12 protein-coding genes are annotated in these 18,388 nt (G+C 67.9%); 5 read left to right on the forward strand and 7 right to left on the reverse strand.

Annotated elements, in window-relative coordinates; genetic code table 11:
- Positions 1-5 precede the first annotated feature (5 nt).
- From ACXJ16_RS23455 to ACXJ16_RS23470, 4 genes are read right to left on the reverse strand one after another with little or no spacing between them, the layout of a single operon-like run.
- On the reverse strand, positions 6-1,085 hold the full coding sequence (locus tag ACXJ16_RS23455; RefSeq protein ID WP_463922310.1) for a Gfo/Idh/MocA family protein: 1,080 nt from the start codon (positions 1,083-1,085) through the stop codon (positions 6-8).
- A gap of 11 nt (positions 1,086-1,096) precedes the next feature.
- A complete protein-coding gene (locus ACXJ16_RS23460; protein WP_463922311.1) occupies positions 1,097-2,116 on the reverse strand; it encodes an alcohol dehydrogenase catalytic domain-containing protein in 1,020 nt (339 codons plus the stop codon).
- Positions 2,113-3,303, reverse strand: a complete 1,191-nt coding sequence (locus tag ACXJ16_RS23465) for a sulfotransferase family protein (protein ID WP_463922313.1) — start codon at positions 3,301-3,303, stop codon at positions 2,113-2,115. Before ACXJ16_RS23465 ends, ACXJ16_RS23460 begins: the two co-directional genes overlap by 4 nt.
- A gap of 30 nt (positions 3,304-3,333) precedes the next feature.
- On the reverse strand, positions 3,334-4,506 hold the full coding sequence (locus ACXJ16_RS23470) for a hypothetical protein (RefSeq protein WP_463922314.1): 1,173 nt from the start codon (positions 4,504-4,506) through the stop codon (positions 3,334-3,336).
- 193 nt (positions 4,507-4,699) lie between these two features.
- On the opposite strand from ACXJ16_RS23470, the gene ACXJ16_RS23475 reads away from it, so the two are divergent.
- Positions 4,700-5,212 (forward strand): hypothetical protein, encoded by a 513-nt coding sequence (locus tag ACXJ16_RS23475; RefSeq protein WP_463922315.1) that lies wholly within the window; start codon positions 4,700-4,702, stop codon positions 5,210-5,212.
- Positions 5,213-5,304: 92 nt separating this feature from the next.
- A complete protein-coding gene (locus ACXJ16_RS23480; RefSeq protein ID WP_054438627.1) occupies positions 5,305-6,021 on the forward strand; it encodes a TetR/AcrR family transcriptional regulator in 717 nt (238 codons plus the stop codon).
- Positions 6,022-6,045: 24 nt separating this feature from the next.
- Here the strand turns inward: ACXJ16_RS23480 and ACXJ16_RS23485 are convergent, their stop codons facing one another.
- Positions 6,046-8,295: an ATP-binding protein gene (locus ACXJ16_RS23485; protein ID WP_463922316.1), complete on the reverse strand. Its 2,250-nt coding sequence runs from the start codon at positions 8,293-8,295 to the stop codon at positions 6,046-6,048.
- A 190-nt stretch (positions 8,296-8,485) separates the two neighbouring features.
- On the opposite strand from ACXJ16_RS23485, the gene ACXJ16_RS23490 reads away from it, so the two are divergent.
- Together ACXJ16_RS23490 and ACXJ16_RS23495 are read left to right on the forward strand one after the other, a co-directional pair.
- The gene (locus ACXJ16_RS23490; protein ID WP_463922317.1) at positions 8,486-11,950 is read left to right on the forward strand and encodes a response regulator; all 3,465 of its coding nucleotides are present in this window, start codon (positions 8,486-8,488) and stop codon (positions 11,948-11,950) included.
- A gap of 23 nt (positions 11,951-11,973) precedes the next feature.
- Positions 11,974-12,795 (forward strand): CheR family methyltransferase, encoded by an 822-nt coding sequence (locus tag ACXJ16_RS23495; protein ID WP_185999096.1) that lies wholly within the window; start codon positions 11,974-11,976, stop codon positions 12,793-12,795.
- A 26-nt stretch (positions 12,796-12,821) separates the two neighbouring features.
- Here the strand turns inward: ACXJ16_RS23495 and ACXJ16_RS23500 are convergent, their stop codons facing one another.
- A complete protein-coding gene (locus ACXJ16_RS23500) occupies positions 12,822-15,098 on the reverse strand; it encodes a DPP IV N-terminal domain-containing protein (protein WP_463922318.1) in 2,277 nt (758 codons plus the stop codon).
- 293 nt (positions 15,099-15,391) lie between these two features.
- Here ACXJ16_RS23500 and ACXJ16_RS23505 point away from each other — a divergent pair, with 293 nt between their 5' ends.
- Positions 15,392-17,026 (forward strand): M28 family metallopeptidase, encoded by a 1,635-nt coding sequence (locus ACXJ16_RS23505; RefSeq protein WP_463923313.1) that lies wholly within the window; start codon positions 15,392-15,394, stop codon positions 17,024-17,026.
- A gap of 70 nt (positions 17,027-17,096) precedes the next feature.
- On the opposite strand, the gene ubiM is transcribed toward ACXJ16_RS23505, so the two are convergent.
- Positions 17,097-18,284 carry a 5-demethoxyubiquinol-8 5-hydroxylase UbiM gene (gene ubiM, locus ACXJ16_RS23510; RefSeq protein WP_324699877.1) on the reverse strand — a complete coding sequence of 396 codons (1,188 nt, stop codon included), beginning with the start codon at positions 18,282-18,284 and terminating at the stop codon, positions 17,097-17,099.
- Positions 18,285-18,388: the final 104 nt, after the last annotated feature.

An 18,388-nucleotide genomic window follows, 5' to 3' on the forward strand; every position in this document is an offset into this window, starting at 1 on the left:
GACATTTATGCTGCGCCGCCGCCCGGGCCGGAAGCAGGCTCCAGGCCGGAAGCAGGCTCCACTGGCCGCAGCGCGCCGCCTGCCGCGGATGAGGCGCGGACGGCATCCATGACCCGCATCGCCGCCAGCCCGTCGCGGAATGTCGGGATCGCCACCGGCCCCTCGCCGCCCGCACCCTCGATCCTGGCGCGCAGGGCCTCGCAGAGCCGGATGAAGGGTGCCAGCTCGAAGCCGGGCGCTGCGGGCAGCACGAGATCGTCCGGAACCGGCAGTTCGCGCGTGCCCGTGCGGTCCGCCAGCAGGACCTTGCCGCTTTCGATCCACACGGTTCCCCGCATGCCCGCGCAGCGCAGCAGGCTGGCGGGCGCGCCCCAGGCCCCGGCGCTCTGCTGCATCGATCCCTCGGCCCCGCTCGCCAGACGGAAGCGCAGCGAATAGCTGTCGTCGGCGCCGTTCTCGCGGTCCGATACGGTCAGCAGGCGGGCCGACACGCTCTCGAACTCGCCCAGCCATGTCCTCACCTGGTCTATCAGGTGCGAACCGCCCGCGCCCAGCCAGCCGCCGCCCGATGCCGTGTCGAACCACCATCCGGGCAGCCGCGCGCCGGGATCGGCGCAGAAGGGGATGAACTGGTCCATCGCCAGGAAGCGCGGGGTGCCGATCAGCCCCTCGGCAATGGCGCGGCCCAGCAGCGCGCGTTCGGGCAACCAGCGGAATTCGTGCGCGATCATGTGAACGATGCCCGCCCGCTCCGCCGCATCGAGCAGCGCCGCGCCCTCTGCCGCGTCCATCGCGAAAGGCTTCTCGCAAAGCACGTGGCAGCCGCGCGCCATGGCCGCGAAGGCCAGCGGCGCATGGCTGGCGGGCGGCGCGGCGATCGTGACGAGGTGCGCGCCGGTCCGCTCGATGGCGGCGCCGAGATCGGTGAAGAAGGCCGGGACGCCCGCCTCCACCGCCTTGCGCTCCAGCCGGTCGGGCCGGGTGCCGACAAGCGCGGCCACCGCGAACCCGGCGGCGCGCAAAGCCGGAACATGGACCCGGCAGCCGAAGCCGGTGCCCACCACGATCGCGGTCGGTTTCTCCATGTCGTTTCCCCTCAAAAGACGTCGTTGCAGCGGACGTGGACCTTGGTTTCGTCATTCGGCCCGCGCAGCGCCTCCAGCATCGCCGGGAGATCGGCCAGCGCGATATCGCGCGTCACGATCGTGGCGGGATCGACGTGGCCCTTGTCCATCCGGTCGGCGATGTAGAGGAACTCCTTCATCGAATAGCCCACCGCGAACCGCAGCGAGACGCACTTGTACGCGGCGATAGCGGGAATCACCGGATCGGGCGCGGTGCAGAACCCCAGCGAGACCACCCGCCCGAACGGCCCTGCATGACGGATCGCGCGGCCCAGCATTCCTTCCGCGCCCACGCATTCGAAGATCACGCGCGGCGATCCGCCCAGCGCCTCGACGACTTCGCCCACCTCGTCCGCGCCATAGGCCACGAAGGCGTCCGCTCCCATCGCCAGCGAAAGCTCCCGGCGCCGCGCCGAACGCGACATGGCAACGATGCGCCCCGCCCCCAGCCGCCGCGCCCAGTAGATCGCGTAAAGCGCCACCGTACCGCCACCCAGCACCAGCACCGTGTCGCCCGGCTCGATGCTCGCGAACCGCGCGCCGTAAAGGCTGATCGCCAGCGGCTCGATCAGGGCGCCGTCCGTCATCGACAGGGTGGCGGGCAACCGCGTCGCCACGGCGGCGGGCACGCTGGCGAACTGCGCGAAGCCCATCATCGCATTGCCCTCGCCCGACCGGCACAGCACATTGTTGCCATGGGCCTGGCAGGTCTCGCACGATCCGCAGGCGACCGAGGGCAGCACCGCGATCCGGTCTCCCACCCGCCAGCCATCGACATCGCGGCCCAGCTCGACGATCTCGCCCGCATATTCGTGGCCGAAGCGCGCGTTCGGGCCATAGTCCCACGCGCCGCCCCTGGTCATCGACAGGTCGGTGCCGCAGATGCCGCAGCGGTGGACGCGGATCAAGACCTCGCCCGGCGCAGGGCGCGGCTCGGGCACGTCCTCGATGACCACGGGCTGCCCGCCGCCCGGATAGACCGCCGCCTTCATGCCGCCTTCTCCAGCAGGTCGTAACGCGTCACATAGTCGCCGAAAGGCGCGCGCGCCTGCTGCTCGGTCATGCCGTAGTCGGCGATGTCGTAGCGATGGGCGCCGTGCTGCAATTCGGGCTTCTGCGCGATCCGGCGGGCGAAGGCGGCGCGGGTTTCATCGGGAATGTCCATGCCGATGAAACCGTAGATCCGCTCCATCACCGCCATCGGCCGATTGTGGAAATCGAGATGCGCGATGTCGAGCACCTGCCCCGGGCGGCGCGCCTTCACGGCATCCGCCTTGCGCAGCGCGGCGGCCCACTTCGCCACCTCCCGCGCGAGCATGATCGGCCCGCGTTGGTCCGCGCGGCCCTGTTCGAGCACCGGGTGCATACCCATCAGCAGCGAAACCAGCGAAGGCACCGCCTTTGCCGGATCGCGGTGCGTCTGGATCACCCTGGCATCGGGAAACACCGCGAAGAGCAGGTCGAGGTTGTCGATATGGCCGGGGTTCTTGAGCAGCCAGCGGCGGCCCGGATCGTTCATGCCGATCAGCTGCACGCAGCGGCGATAGTGCGCATAGGCCGCATCCTCGCGCTGGCACTGCCACCAGGCGTCGTAGCTCGCCGCGGACCAGCCGCAGGTCCACAAGTTGGAGACGAACGACTGGCGCAGCAACATGCAGCATTCGTGAACTTCCTCGGCCGCCACATGGTGCGCGGCGCGGCGCTGCGGGGCGGCGGCATAGCGCGCCTCGATCACCGCCATGGCCTTGCGATATTCGGGATAGTCCTGCCAGCGATCCACCGGAGGTCGCGGCATCGGCGCGTCGAGCAGCCAGGTCTGCAGCCCCTGGAAGCGCGGGTCCACCGCCATCAGGCGGTGCAGCGCCGTGGTCCCCGTGCGCGGCACCCCGGTGATGACCACCGGCGCCAGCACCGGCACGGCATCGAACCCGGGATTGTCCTTCATCGCCCGGATCGCGCCCGCCCGGCTGCGCAGCACGCCCAGCACCTGCCCCCAGGCCGCGCGCCGCCCCGTTTCGGTGAACTGCGGATCGTAATCCATCGAATGCAGCAGCACGCCAAGGCCGGGGAGATAATCGTCCGGGCCGAAATCGTCATGCCCCAGCTCCCCCGCGACGATCTCGTGCGCGCGGTCGACGGCGGTGCGGAACCGGTCTGGCGGATCGTAACCGAGATCCATGGCCTAAACTCTCCCAGTTGGATTTATCGTTCACCAGCGCCGGCGCCGCTGGCAGGCTCTTACGCGCTGCCGCAGTTCCTCGGCCCGTTCCTGCGGCGTGACCACGGGCGTATCGGCGGGCAGGTGATCGCGCAGCTCTGCCAGCTTGACCCGCCTGATCGTCGGCACCGGCGCGCTGTCGCAGTCGTACCAGCGGCCATAGATGCCGCCCTCGGTATAGCCTGCCGGATCGAGCCAGTTCGGCACGCCGGGGTCCTCCAGCGCGATCACCGCGCGGTAGCGGCCGTCGCTGGAAAGGCGGGCGTAGTGGCCGTTGGAACTGGATATGCGGTAGACATATTCCAGCGCGTTGAAGCAGGGATCGTTGAGCTGGATGTTCCAGTACGGCGCGTGCGCGGGAACCTCCGTCTCGATCACCAGCGCCTCGTCCGGGTCGAACCGGAAGCAGGCGGGCCAGTAGACCTGCTTGGCCAGCGCCCCGGCCATGCGCACCGGCTCGAACACGTTGAAGCCCACGCGCTCCTTCACCCCGTTCTGCATGGGATAGTAGAGACGGGTCTTGCGGCCGGGAAACTTCGCCATTTCGCCGATGCGGTGCAGGATCTCCTCCGGCGAGAGGCGCGGCTTGAGCGGAACCGGGTCGAGACATTCGATGGAGAGGTGCGGGTCGATCTCGTTCAGCCAGTCGTAGCTGCGGAACCGCAAGTAGAGATACCCCGCCTCCGGATCGATCCGCGCCCACTTGCCCTCGTACCCGGCGGGACGTTCGGCGCTGAAGATCACCGAGAAATCCTCGCCCGGCGCAAGGCCGAGGTCGATGTCGTCCACCTCGTTGTGCCCGTTGGGGCGCGGCATCTCGTCCACCGAGCCGGACTGCACCTTCTGGCTGGTGAAGGAGAGTATCCGGCAGGTCCCGCGATTGCCCGAGACGCGGTAGGTCAGGTCGCCCCGGATCGGCGACTGCACGTAGATGTCGTCCGGGTTGGGCTGGAGCGTGTAGACCGGGTTCCACAGCGGAGCCCAGTCCGGGTGTTCCGGCGTGGCGTGGAAATAGGCGAAATAGGCGTAGGAGAGGCTGGTCATCGTCTGGCGATAGACGTCAGCGCGATAGGCGGGATCGTCGGGCCGCCAGGTGTCCTGGAGATTGGCGACCGCGCTTTCCAGCCCGGTCAGGTAGGCAAGGATGCTCGGCTCGATCTCCATGACGCTGGCCTCTCCGCCGGTTTCGCGACCGGCATGATTAGATAGTGATTGCTATCTATATTCGAGCAGGACCGCCTCGCAAGACATTCGGGGCGGCAAGGCCTCGGCCAACGCCGGGGCGATGGGTCGTCAGTGCGAACTTGTCCGACGTAGATAGCATACACTATCATTAACACCCTTCACGGAGTTCACGATGACGCTCTCGCTTGCGCGGCCTGCCGGAACGCTTGCCCCCGGATCGGGGCTGCTCCTCGCCGAGCATTTCCAGATGGCCTATGCCACCAACGACATCGCCGCCGCGCGGGACCTGTTCTCGCGCCGCCTCGGCATCCGGGAGTTTTGCGTGCTGGAAGGGCAGCTTGCGGCAGGGGGCTGGATCAGGGCCGAACTCGCCTGGCACGGGACGGTGATGTACGAACTGATCGAGGCTTCCGGCCCCGGCTCCGAAATCTACATGAGCCGCCAGCCGCCGGGCGAAGGCCCCCGCCTCTGGCACCACCACCTCGGCTTCCTGATCCATGACGAGGGCCAGTGGCAGGGCGTGCGGCATGGCGCGCAGGGCAATGGCTGGGCCATGCCTTACGAAAGCTGCAACCCGCTGCTCCAAGCCTGCTTCGTGGACGTGCCGGAACTGGGGCATTATCTCGAATATCTCTATCCGGGCGAAGCGGGGCTGGCGTTTTTCGCCTCGGTGCCGAGGAATTGAGAGCAGACCGGCGCTACCGGCCGTTTGGACAAACCCGCGCCGTCCCCTAAACGGGCCGGCGCCGGGATATCGCGGCCATCGATGGAGCGGAAGTGGACGAAGCGACGAAACCCGCGCGCCGCAAGCGGCGCAGTTCGCAGGAAGTGACGCGCCGCCTGCTCGAAGCGGCGGAAGAGGAGTTCCGCCGCTGCGGCTATGCCGGGGCGACGACGGCGGCGATCGCCCGGCGCGCCGAAAGCACCGAGGCGCAGTTGTTCCGCACGTTCCCCTCGAAGGCCGCGCTGTTCCAGGAAGCCGTGTTCGCCCCGCTGGACCGCCATCTGGAGCGCTTCAATGCCGAGCATTCGATCACGGATTCCAGCCCCGACGCAGGCGGGCCCGGCGAAGCCGCGCGGCGGGAGAATGCGCGGCTCTACGTTTCGGAGCTGGGGCGTTTTCTCAAGGATCATGCCCCGCTGCTGATGGCGGCGCTGACGGCCGGGACATATGGCGAGGATCAGGACGCAAGCGCGCGGGCGATAGACAGCCTCAACGCCTACTTCGAACGCGGCGCGGCCACGCGCGCACATCGCGTGCGCCGCCGGAACGAGGCGGGAGAAGGCGCGAAGTCGCAGGATGACGGCGCGCAGGATGGCGGAACGCAGCCGGTCGTCGATCCGCGCCTGATGGTGCGGGTGTCCTTCGCGGCGGTGCTGGGCAACGTCCTGTTCCGCGACATGCTGTTCCCCGCCGGTCTTGCAGGCGACGATGAGATCGACGCGGCGATGCTCGACTTCATGCTGCACGGCACCGGTTCCGATTCCGGCTGAACCTGCCGCCGCCTCACCCAGTGCCTATCCGCCCGCCGGGCGCGCGTCGGCAGCGGTGGGCGCGAGGAGTTCGTGGACCTTGCCCACCAGCGCGGCGATCTCGAACGGCTTGGTCATGATCGCCGAAAGGCTTTCGAGCTGGCCGTTGGAGGCGACGACGTTCTCGGCATAGCCGGTGATGAACAGCACCTTGAGATCGGGCCGCTGCACCCGCGCCATATCCACCACCTCGCGCCCGGTCATGCCGTGCGGCAAGCCGACATCGGTGACTACCAGGTCTATGCGCGGCGCGGCCTCCAGTATGCCCAGCGCCGAGCGGCCGTCGCCCGCTTCGAGCACGACGAAACCGGCCTCCTCCAGCACTTCGACCACGAGCATGCGGATCATCGGCTCGTCGTCCACCACGAGGATGACCTGCCCTTCGCCGGCGGCGTCGGGCGCGCCGTCCTCTGCCGGGGAAACCTCGGGCGCCGCCGCAACGCCGTGACGGGGAAGAACGATCGACATCCTGGTGCCTTTCCCGGGCTCGCTGTCGATGACCACCTGCCCGCCGGACTGGCGCACGAAGCCGTAGATCATCGAGAGGCCAAGGCCGGTGCCCTGCCCGAAGGGTTTGGTGGTGAAGAAAGGATCGAATGCCCGCGAAGCGACTTCGGCGGACATGCCGGTGCCGGTATCGGAAACATCGAGAACCACGTAATCACCCGGCGCCAGGCCGAGCCGGCGGGCATCGTGTCCCTCAATGGTCCGGCCCTGCGTGGCGATTGTCAGCGTGCCGCCGTCCGGCATGGCATCGCGCGCGTTGATGCAGAGGTTGAGCAGCGCGTTCTCAAGCTGGTTGCGATCGATCAGCACCGGCCATCCCGAGGAGCCGCGCACCTCGACCCGGATCGCCGGTCCCATCGTGCGGCGCACCAGTTCCTCCAGGTCGGCGACGAGACGGTCCACCCCGGTCGGCTGCGGGTCCAGCGTCTGCTGCCGCGAGAACGCCAGCAGCCTGTGCGTCAGCGACGCCGCGCGCTTCACCGCGCCTTCGGCGGCGTCGAAATAGCGCTCCAGATCGTCATGTCGCCCCTGCCGGACGCGCAGCCACAGCATTTCGAGGCTGCCTCCCAGCCCGGTCAGCAGGTTGTTGAAATCGTGCGCCAGCCCGCCGGTAAGCTGGCCCACCGCCTCCATCTTCTGCGCCTGCCGCAGCGCCGCTTCCACTTCCAGCAGCTTGCGGGTGCGGTCCTCCACCCGGCGTTCGAGCGTCTCGTTCAGTTCGCGCAAGGCATCCGCACTCAGGCGCAGGTCCGCCTCCACCGAGACGCGTTCGACATGGACCCATGACCGCTCGGTCACTTCGGCGATGATCTCCAGGTCGTAGTCGCTCCAGACGCGCGGCGCCTTGTCGTGGATCGCCATGAGCGCGGTGAGGCGGCCGGACTTGACCAGCGGCATGCAGATCGTGGCGGCAATGCCGATGTCCTGGAAGGTGCGGGCCTCGTGACTGGGGAGTTCGCGGGCATTGTCGTTGACGATAAGCGGGCGGTTGGCCCGCAGTTCGCGCACCGCAAGGCTGCCGAAATCGGCGAGGCTGTAGTGCCCCAGGATCGAGGGTACGCCCGGCGCGTGCCAGTCTCCCCGGATGGTGAAGCCGTCCTGGTCCTCGTCCATGTCGGCATAGGCGCAGTTCGACAGGCCGAGATGCTCCCCGGTCATCCGGGTGGTGACGGCCAGCACGTCGTCGGCGTCCCGGCAGTTGATGGTCGCCTGGCCGAGCGCGTCGAGGAAGGCGAGCTTCTCCGCCGTGCGCCGCAGTTTCCTGCGCGCGTGATGCGCCTCGGTGCATTCGTGCAGCACCGCAAGCACCCCCACCGGGGCGCCAGCATCGTCACGGACCGGGGAATAGTCGATATCGAGGAAGGCCGGTTCGGGGCACCCGCTGCGCTCGAACAGGAATTCCTGGTCGGCGAAGCTGCGCGATCCGCCCATGAGCACATCGGCAATGATCCCGCGGTTGAAGTCCGCCACTTCCGGCCAGCTCTCCAGCACGCTGGAGCCCAGCGACATCGGATGGCGCCCGGCGGCGATGGGGATGTAGGGATCGTTGTAGATCATCGTCCCGCGCTCCCCCATGAGCAGCGCCATCGGCACCTTCGCCGAGAGAACCAGATCGACCACGGCCTTCAGCCCCGCCGGCCACGCCTCCAGCGGACCAAGCGGCGTCGCGGCCCAATCGTGGTTCCTGACAAGACCGGAAAGTTCGCCGGCGCCCCCTGGAAAATTCAAGTCCACCACCCTCTTCGCAAGCGAGAATTGCTTGACGCCAACGTCAACTCCCGGCCGCGCGCGATGTTCCCGCAGCGGCGGATGCGAACGTGAACAAGATGCTCTTGCTATCCGTTCGCATCCGCCGCAATCGAGCACACCGGATGTTCCGAAGGCCGGATTCCACGGGCCGATACAACAGGGCGCACGCATGCCATCGACGATTACGACCTCCGGCCTGAAGGCTCGCTTCCGGCTTGATCCCGGCACGACCTTCGGCCTCGCCGTCGCCATCCTGTTCTTCGTGGTCAGCGGAACCTTCGCCTATTTCAACGTGACGGTGCTGCGCGACGATGCGCGGCGGATCGTCCATTCCCATTCGGTGATCGTGGCGCTGGACGAACTGCTGTCCTCGCTTCAGGATGCGGAAACCGGCCAGCGCGGCTATCTGCTCACCGGTAGCGACAAGTATCTCGACCCTTACAATGCGGCGCTGGCGGACGTGGATGCGCGGGTCGCGAAGATCGCCTCGCTGACTGAGGACAACGACGAGCAGCAGGCCCGCATCGCGCCCCTGCGCCGCCATATCGACGCCAAGCTTTCCGAGCTGAAGGAGACCATCGCGGCGCGCAAGGCCGGGAACATGGTGGGCGCACTCGCCATCGTCGCCACCGATCGCGGCAAGCTGGAAATGGACGCGGTTCGCGCGCAGCTTGCCGACATGCAGCAGGAAGAGGCGCGGCTGCGCCAGACCCGGCTCACGGAAATGGAGCAGGCCTACCGGTCCGCATGGATCAGCGGCGTGCTGTCCTGCTGCCTCGGCATCGCGCTGACGCTGACCGTCGGCTTCCTGATCCGCAAGGCGGCGGCAGCGGCCGAGCAGCGTGCGTGGCTGCAATCCGGGCAGGTCGGCCTTGCCGGCGCCGTGATCGGGGACCAGCCGGCCGAGCAGCTGGGCGAGAGCATCCTGGCCTTCCTCACCCGGTTCGCGGGCGCCCAGGCCGGCGCCGTCTTCGCGGGGGAACGGGGCCATTACCGCCGCGTCGCCGCTTACGGTGTTCCCGCAGGCGCCGGGATCGTCGAGCGTTTCTCCCACCGCGAAGGGCTGCTCGGCCAGGTCGCGGCGGACGGCGAACCCGTGCTGCTGTCGGACATTCCGGACGGCTACCTGACCATCGGCTCGACATTCGGCAGCGACAAGCCCCGCCATCTCGTCATCGCCCCCGCCATAGCCGAAAATGTCGTCCACGGCGTGATCGAACTGGGCTTCCTGCATCCCGTCGGCCCCGAGATCATGGCCTTCCTGGCGGAGATTTCCGCGTCGGTGGGGATCGCCCTGCGCTCTGCCCGCTACCGTGCCGACCTTCAGCACCATGCCGAGGAACTGCAGGTCCAGAGCGAGGAACTGCGCTCCTCCAACGAGGAACTGGAAGAACAGGGCCGCAATCTCAAGGAATCGCAAGGGCGGCTGGAACTGCAGCAGGCAGAGCTGGAACAGACCAATTCGCAGCTTGAGGAACAGGCGCAGCTCCTGGAGGTCCAGCGCGACGATCTCGCCCGTTCCAACGCCGCGGTCGAGGCCAAGGCCCGCGAACTGGAGCAGACCAGCCGCTACAAGTCGGACTTCCTCGCGAACATGAGCCACGAACTGCGCACGCCGCTCAATTCGCTGCTGATCCTCTCCAAGCTGCTGGGCGACAATCCGCGCGCCAACCTTTCCGACGAACAGGTCCAGTACGCGCGCACCATCCAGTCCTCCGGCAACGACCTGCTGGCGCTCATCAACGACATCCTCGACTTGTCCAAGATCGAGGCCGGGCATCTCGAGGTCAGGCCGGAAACCGTTCTGGTCGAGCGTCTGGCCAGCGACATGCGGCAAGTGTTCCAGCCGGTCGCCGCCGATCGCGGGCTCGATTTCGAGATCCACGTCGCGCCCGGCTGCCCGGCCACGCTCGACACCGACCGCCAGCGGCTGGAGCAGATCCTCAAGAACCTGCTGTCCAACGCCTTCAAGTTCACCGAAAGCGGCAGCGTCAGGCTCGCCTTCGAGCCGGAAGCCGCCGGAGCGGACGGCAAGGCGCGCATCCTGCTTTCGGTGACAGACAGCGGCATCGGCATTCCCGAAAGCCAGCAGCAGGCGATCTTCGAGGCGTTCCGCCAGGCGGACGGCACGGTGAACCGCAAGTACGGCGGCACCGGGCTCGGCCTTTCCATCTCCCGCGAACTGGCCCGCCTGCTGGGCGGCGGCATCTCGCTGTCCTCCACGCCCGGCCGGGGCAGCCGCTTCGCCCTGTCGCTGCCGCTCGCCTACGACGCGGCGCTGGCCGGACCGCAGGTTCAGGCCCCGGTTCAGGCGCAGGTTCAGATGGGCGGGCATTCCGATCTTCCCGCCCGCCTGCTGCCGCTGGCCCCGCATGGCGGCAGTCAGCCCGCCCCGGCCAGCCCGGTCCAGCAGATAGAGGACGACCGCGACCGGCTGGTGAGCAACCAGCGCATCCTGCTGGTGGTGGAAGACGACGCCGCCTTCGCCGGGATCGTGCGGGACCTGTCGCGCGAAATGGGCTTCCAGTGCCTCGTCAGCGGCACCGCCGCCGAAGCGCTGAAGCTGGCGCGAACCTTCAGGCCCAGCGCGGTCGTGCTGGACATCGGCCTGCCCGACCAGTCCGGCCTCGCCCTGCTAGACCACCTGAAGCGCGATGTGGAGACGCGGCACCTCCCGGTCCACGTCGTGTCCGGCAGCGATCATACCCAGACCGCGCTCACGCTTGGCGCGGTCGGCTATCTCGTCAAACCGGTGAAGCGCGAGGAACTGGCCGGCGTGCTCGAAGCGCTCGCCGCCCGGCTGGCCTCGGCCACGCGCCGCATCCTCATCGTCGAGGACGATCCGGTCCAGCGCGAGGCAATGGGCCGTCTGCTGGCTTCCGGCGATGTCGAGACCGTGGGCGCTGCCACCGGCGCCGAATGCCTCGAACTGCTGCGGGACCAGACTTTCGACTGCATGGTGCTGGACCTTGCCCTGCCCGATGCCAGCGGCTTCACACTGCTGGAAACGCTGTCCCGGGAGGGGACCTATGCCTTCCCGCCGGTGATCGTCTATACCGGCCACGATCTTTCGGCGGACGACGAGCAGCGCCTGCGCCGCTATTCGGACTCGATCATCATCAAGGGCGCCCGCTCGCCCGAGCGCCTGCTCGACGAGGTATCCCTGTTCCTGCACCAGGTCGTGACCGAACTGCCCGAGGAGCAGCAGTCGATGATCCGGCAGGCGCGCAACCGCGACGCGATCCTCGAAGGCCGCCGGATCCTCGTGGTCGAGGACGACGTGCGCAACATCTACTCGCTGACGCATATCCTCGAACCGCAGGGGGCGGTGATCGAGATCGCGCGCAACGGGCAGGAAGCCATCGATGCGCTGGCTCGCGCCGGGGACGACGCCGCCCGCCGGATCGACCTGGTGCTGATGGACGTGATGATGCCGGTGATGGACGGCCTAACCGCCACCCGCGAAATCCGCAAGGACGGGCGCTGGGCGAAGCTGCCGATCATCACCCTCACCGCCAAGGCCATGCCGGACGACCAGGAACGCTGCATCGCCGCCGGTGCGAACGACTACATGGCCAAGCCGCTGGACGTGGACAAGCTGCTCTCGCTGGTCCGCGTCTGGATGCCGCGCTGAGCCCGGTGGACACGAATCGCGCCATGGACGAGCAAGCCGTCGAGGATATCGAGATCCACCTCCTGCTGGAGGCGCTGCACCGGCGCTACCACTACGACTTTCGCAACTATGCGCAGGCCTCGGTCAAGCGGCGGCTGCGGCAGGCGCGCGAACTGATGGGGCTGGAAACCTTCTCGGCGATGCAGGACCGCGTGCTGCACGATCCCGCCATGGTCCCGCGCCTGCTGGCCTTCCTCACCGTGCAGGTCAGCGAGCTGTTCCGCGATCCCGGCTACTTCCGCGCCCTGCGCGAAAAAGTGGTGCCGCACTTGCGGACCTATCCCTCGCTGAAAGTCTGGGTGGCGGGATGCAGCACGGGCGAGGAACTCCATTCGCTCGCCATCCTGTTTCGCGAGGAAGGGCTGGAGGAACGCACCCAGTTCTACGCGACCGACATCAACCCCGATGCGCTGGCCGCCGCCGCACGCGGCGTCTACCCCCTGGACCGGATGGCCGCCTTTGCCGAGAACCACCGGCTCTCGGGCGCCGCCGCGCCGCTGACGGACTACTACACGCAAGGCCGGGACGGCGCCGCCTTCGATCCCGCGCTGCGCGAACGCGTGGTCTTCCACGACCACAGCCTCGTGACCGACGCGGTGTTCTCCGAGATGCACCTCGTGTCCTGCCGCAACGTCATGATCTACTTCGACCGCGCGCTTCAGGACCGGGCGGTGGGCCTGTTCCGGGATTCGCTGATCCGCAAGGGCTTCCTCGGCCTCGGCGCGAAGGAAAGCCTGCGCTTCTCCGCGCATGCCGAAGCCTTCCGCGATTTCGCGCGAGAGGAACGGATCTACCAGCGCCAGTAGCGGGGCCGGTGCAGGCCCCGCGGCCGTCAGTCCTGCAGGCTGCGCACGAAGAACTCGGACAAGCGCCGCGTCACATAGTCGATCGGGCCTGTGGAACGGCCCACGCTGTGCTCCCCGCCGGGCACCACCAGCAGGTCGAAGTCCTTGTCCGCCTTGATGAGCGCATCGGCGACCTGCATGGTCGAGGCGGGATCGACATTGCTGTCCTGCTCGCCCACGATCATGAACAGCTTGCCCTGCAGCCGCGCGGCATTGTCCACGCCGGAGGCATCGGCATAGCTCTTGTCCACCGGCCAGCCGAGCCATTGTTCGTTCCAGCTGATCTTGTCCATGCGGTTGTCGTAGCACCCCGCCATGGCGACGCCCGCCTTGTAGAAATCGCCATGGAACAGCAGCGCGTTGAGCGTGCTCTGCCCGCCCGCCGAGGCACCGTAGATGCCGACGCGGCCGATGTCGTAGGCGGGGTCCTTCGCGGCCAGCGCCTTGTGCCACAGGATGCGGTCGGGGAAGCCGGAATCCTGGAGGTTCTTCCACGCCACGTCCTGGAACGCCTTGGACCGGTTGGCCGTGCCCATGCCGTCGATCTGGACGACGATGAAGCCGAGATCGGCCAGCGCCTGCATCCCGATCACCTTGTCGCCGCCCGAATGATAGCCGAAGGGCCAGAAGCTCTTGGGCACGAAGCTGTCGTGCGGCCCGGCGTAGATGTTCTCGATCACCGGGTACTTCTTCGCCGGATCGTAATCGCGCGGGCGCACGACGAGGCCCCAGATGTCGGTCTTGCCGTCACGCCCCTTGGCGGTGAAGACTTCCGGCGCGCGGAACCCGGCAGCGGTCAGGCGGCTGATGTCGCCCTTGGCGATCGTCTGCACCAGCGCGCCGTCCGCCGTGCGGTGAAGTTCGCTGACATTGGGCAGGTCCACGCGCGAATAGGTATCGACGAAGTACTGCATGTCGGGCGAGAAGCTGACGGTGTGGTCCGCACGCTCGGGGGTGAGCGGCGTCAGGTTCCGGCCATCGAAATCGATGCTGTAGTAATGGCGGAAATAGGGGTCTTCGCCCGCATTCATGCCGCTGGCGACGAACCAGATCCGGCGCTTTTCGTCATCGACCCTGACGACCTCGCGCACCACCCACTGGCCGGTGGTGATGCGGTTCTTCACTTTGCCGGTGCGCCCGTCGATCAGGTAGAGATGGTTCCAGCCATCGCGCTCGGAAGCCCAGACGATCTCGTTGCCCAGCCCCTTCACATCGTGGGAATAGCGGCGATCGGCATAGACGAAGGTCTTCGCGTCCTCGGTGACGGCGGCATGGGCCGCGCCGCTGGCGGCATCGACCGAGACGATCCGCGCCTGCCCGAAGCCGCGCCGCACATAATCGAATTCCACGCTCCTGCCGTCTGCCCGCCAGCGCGGGCCGGACAGTTCGTAGGCGTTGGGGAACAGCGCCGGGTCCACCACGGTCTGGCGCCTTTCGGCAACGTCGAACAGCACCGGCTGCTCCTGATCCACGGCATCGCCGGGCTTGGGATAGAGCTGGGTCCGCAGGCCCGGCTGCCCCTTGCCCTCCGGCGCCGCCTCGACCCGAAGGACATGGCGCGCGTAGCCGGGGCGAACGCGGTAGATCATCAGGTGGCGGCTGTCAGGCGACCAGGCGATGGTTTCGGGATCGTAGAAATTGCCCGCCGATCCGTCCGTGCTCAGGCGGACGGCCTGCGTGGTGCCCGCGGCGCGCAGCACGAGGTTGTCGTCCTCCACCGTGGCTTCCCACTTGCCGTCGGGTGAAAGACGCGGGTGATTGTCCGCCGGAATGGAAAGATCGCGCACCACGCCGAAGCCGCGCGGACGGCGCGGGTCTTCCTGCTTTTCGCAGACATAGTCCGCCAGCGTGCAGCGCCAGCCGTCCTCGTCGAGCCAGAACTGGATGGTCTGGCGGTCTCCGGCATAGTCGAAATCGGCAAACGGCAGGCGCAGCGCCTGCACCGGGCGGCCCAGCGCCGCCGTCAATGCGGCGGCAAGGCGCTGCTGGTCGAAGGCGGGGCTGCGCGCAAGCGTGCGGGCGTCCACGGTTTCGAAGGCGAAGCCGCCCTCCACCGTTTTGCGATAGGAGAAGGCCGCGCCATCCGGCGTCCAGTGCGCGGGCCAGGCCACGTCGCGGGTGAGGTACTGCCAGTTCTCGCGCAGGGCGATGGAGCGGTCGATATCGGCGCGTCCGGGCGCCGCCACGGCGCCGGCGGACGACAGGATCGCGGCGCAAACCGCGGCAATTCCGATGAAACGCGGAGCGCGGGCAAGAGACGACATCTGGCGGAAAACCTCGTATGCGATGGGAGCGCAAAGCAGAAAATAAGATCGTATACGATATTACGCGCAGGCTGCAAGGCGCGATTTCCGCTTGCGCCATGGTTCTCCCGCGAAATCGATTGCGCTGCCGCCGAACACGCAAACTGTCGAAAAACCGTCATCCGCCCTATCGACATTGCCCGCCGGATCGGCATTTTGGGCGGCAGCGGATCGATCCGATCCAGACCTCTGTCCGGCCGACCGGCCAAGGAGCTTCGATGACCTCCCTCACCTTCCGTTTCCCGCGCAAGTCGCTGCGCACGCTGGCGCTCGGCGCGCTGCTTTCGGCATCCACCGCCGCCCTGGCCGCGCCGGCGCCGAAGTTCGACGTCGCCCGTATCTCGAACGACATCAAGACGCTTTCCAGCGACGATTTCGAGGGACGCGGCCCGGCCACCCCCGGCGAGAAGAAGACCATCGACTACATCGCCGCGCAGATGAAGGCCGCCGGGCTCCAGCCTGCCGGAGACAAGGGTTCCTGGTTCCAGAGCGTGCCGCTGCGCATGTCGAACATCGTCGGCACGCCCAACCTTGCGATGACCATCGGCAGCGCCGCCACCCCGCTTTCGCAAGGTGAACAGATCGCCGTGCGCGCCGCCGAAACCGGCCAGTCCTCGGTCGCCTTCAAGGACCTGCCGCTGGTCTTCGTCGGCTACGGGGTGAAGGCCCCCGAACGCGGCTGGGACGATTTCAAGGGCGTCGATCTCAAGGGCAAGATCATGGTCGTGCTCGTCAACGACCCCGATTTCGAGGGCGGCGAAGGCGATTTCGGCGGCAAGCTGATGACCTATTACGGCCGCTGGACCTACAAGTACGAGGAAGCCGCCCGCCAGGGCGCCGCGGGCGTGCTGGTCGTCCATGAAAGCGCGCCTGCCTCCTACGGCTGGGCCACCGTGAAGAACTCCAACACCAACACCATGTTCGACATCGTGCGCGCCGATCCCAGGGCCGCGCACACGCAGATGGAAGGCTGGATCCAGAAGGATCTCGCCGCGCAGCTCCTCAAGGCTTCGGGCATCGATTTCGAAGCGGCCAAGGCCGCCGCGCGCAAGAAGGACTTCCAGCCGATCCCGCTCAAGGCGACGATGAGCGCCGACTATGCGGTCAAGTCGGACATCATCACGTCCTACAACGTGGCGGGTCTCGTGCGTGGTTCGAAGTACCCGGACGAGACGGTGATCTATTCGGCCCACTGGGATCACCTCGGCGTCGGCCTGCCCGATGCGAAGGGCGACCGCATCTACAACGGCGCGCTCGACAACGCCTCCGGCACCGCCGCCCTGCTCGAACTCGCCCGCAGCTATGCCGGCGGCCCGCCGCCGCAGCGTTCGGTACTGTTCCTGGCCGTGACGGCCGAGGAAAAGGGCCTGCTCGGCTCGGAATTCTATGCCGACAACCCGCTGCGCCCGCTGGCCACCACCGCCGGGGTCATCAACATGGACGGCCCCTTCGCAATCGAAAAGACCACGGACTTCAGCATCTCCGGCGCGGCCAAGCTCGATCTGCTGACCATGCTGACCGAGGAAGGCGGCAAGCTGGGCCGGCACTACACCCCGGACTCGCGGCCGGAAGCGGGCAGCTTCTACCGGTCGGACCACTTCCCGATGGCCAAGCGCGGCGTTCCCGCCATTTCCTACGATGCGGGCAACGAACTGGTGAACGGCGGCGCGGCGCGCGGCAAGGAACTGGCCGACATCTACACGCGCGATCGCTATCACCAGCCCGCCGACGAGTACGACGCCAGCTGGAACACCAGCAGCTGGGTCGGCGACATGACGCTGCTCTACAACCTCGGCAATCGCCTTGCGAACGGCCATGTCTGGCCGAACTGGTCGCAGGACAGCGAATTCCGCGCCACCCGCGACGCCACGGCCGCCCAGCGTCCCTGAGGCAAACCGGACGCCCCCGGCCGCCGACACGGCGGTCCGGGGGCGGTCCTCGCAAGTATGTCCGAAGGCGTCAGGGCTGCATCAGCATCCGGCTGACCCCATGGCGCAGGCGCGGCAGCCGCTGCGCCGCCCGCAAGGCCACATGGCGCGCCGCCTTCGCCGCGGGATGCTCCGCCGTATAGAGCCCGACGATGGCGTTCGTCCCGGCATAGATCGGGCGGCTGGCGAAACGGTGCGCCGCCTCGTAGCGGCGCAGCAGCCAGGGCGAGCCGATGTCGCGGCCATGGCGCGCCGCATCGGCCACCAGCCCGCCCAGCCGCAGCGCCCCGGCCAGCCCCAGGTTGAAGCCATGCGCCGTCACCGGATGCATGCCCACGGCGGCATCGCCTATCAGCGCGGCACGCTCCGCCGCGAAATGGCGCGCATAAGTCGTCGCCAGCGGATAGACTCCGGGGCCCGCCATTCCCGGCTGGGGCACCACTGTCATCCGCCCCAGCCGCGACTGGAAGCGCCGGGTGATCTCGGCCCCCAGCGCCTCGGCGTCCAGCGCGGCGAGCGCCTCGATCCCGGCAGCATCCAGCGTCAGCACCGCCGAGGACATCCGCCCGCGAAGCGGCAGCATGGCGATGGTCTGGCCATAGTCGAACCACTCTGTGGCAATCCCTTCATGGTCGCGTTCATGGGCAACACGGCAGACCATCATCGCGCGTCCGGTGCGGTTCACTTCCGCCGCGATGCCGAGCTGTTCGCGCACCGCCGAGAACCGCGAATCCGCCGCGACCAGCAGGCGCGCCTCCAGCCTGCGGCCATCCGCGAGTTCAACCACGGCCCCCTCCCGCGTGGCCCGCGCCGAAGACACCGCCGCGCCGGCCAGCAGGTCCACCCCCGGCTGCGCGTGAGTGACCGCGAACAGCGCGCGGCGGATCAGGTGATTGGGCACGAGCTGGCCGAGCCGGTCCTCCCCCGTGCCGCCGGTATCGAAGGCCAGCGCGAAGGGAGAGCCTGCGTTCAGCACGCGGGCTTCGCGCAAGGGCGAGATTTCGGCCGGATCGATCGCCTGCCATGCCCCCAGCGCCTTGAGCGAGGCCTCCGAACGGTGCGTGAGGGCGATCTCGCGCCCGTCGCATCCCGGTTCGGCAAGCGCCCTGCGCGGCTGCCGTTCGACCAGCGCCAGCTTCAGCCCGGTCCCGGCGAGCGAGCGGGCAAAGGCAAGCCCCGCCGGCCCGCCGCCGACCACGATCACGTCATATCTCGTCATGCGAATTTCCGAGCCATTCGAAAGCGATTGATAGCTTCCCATGGCAGGCGGACGAGAGGCGCGAAATGACCCGCGTCAATCTCCGCTGCCATGGGCGCATCCGT

The organism is Novosphingobium sp. TK71, from assembly GCF_055361505.1.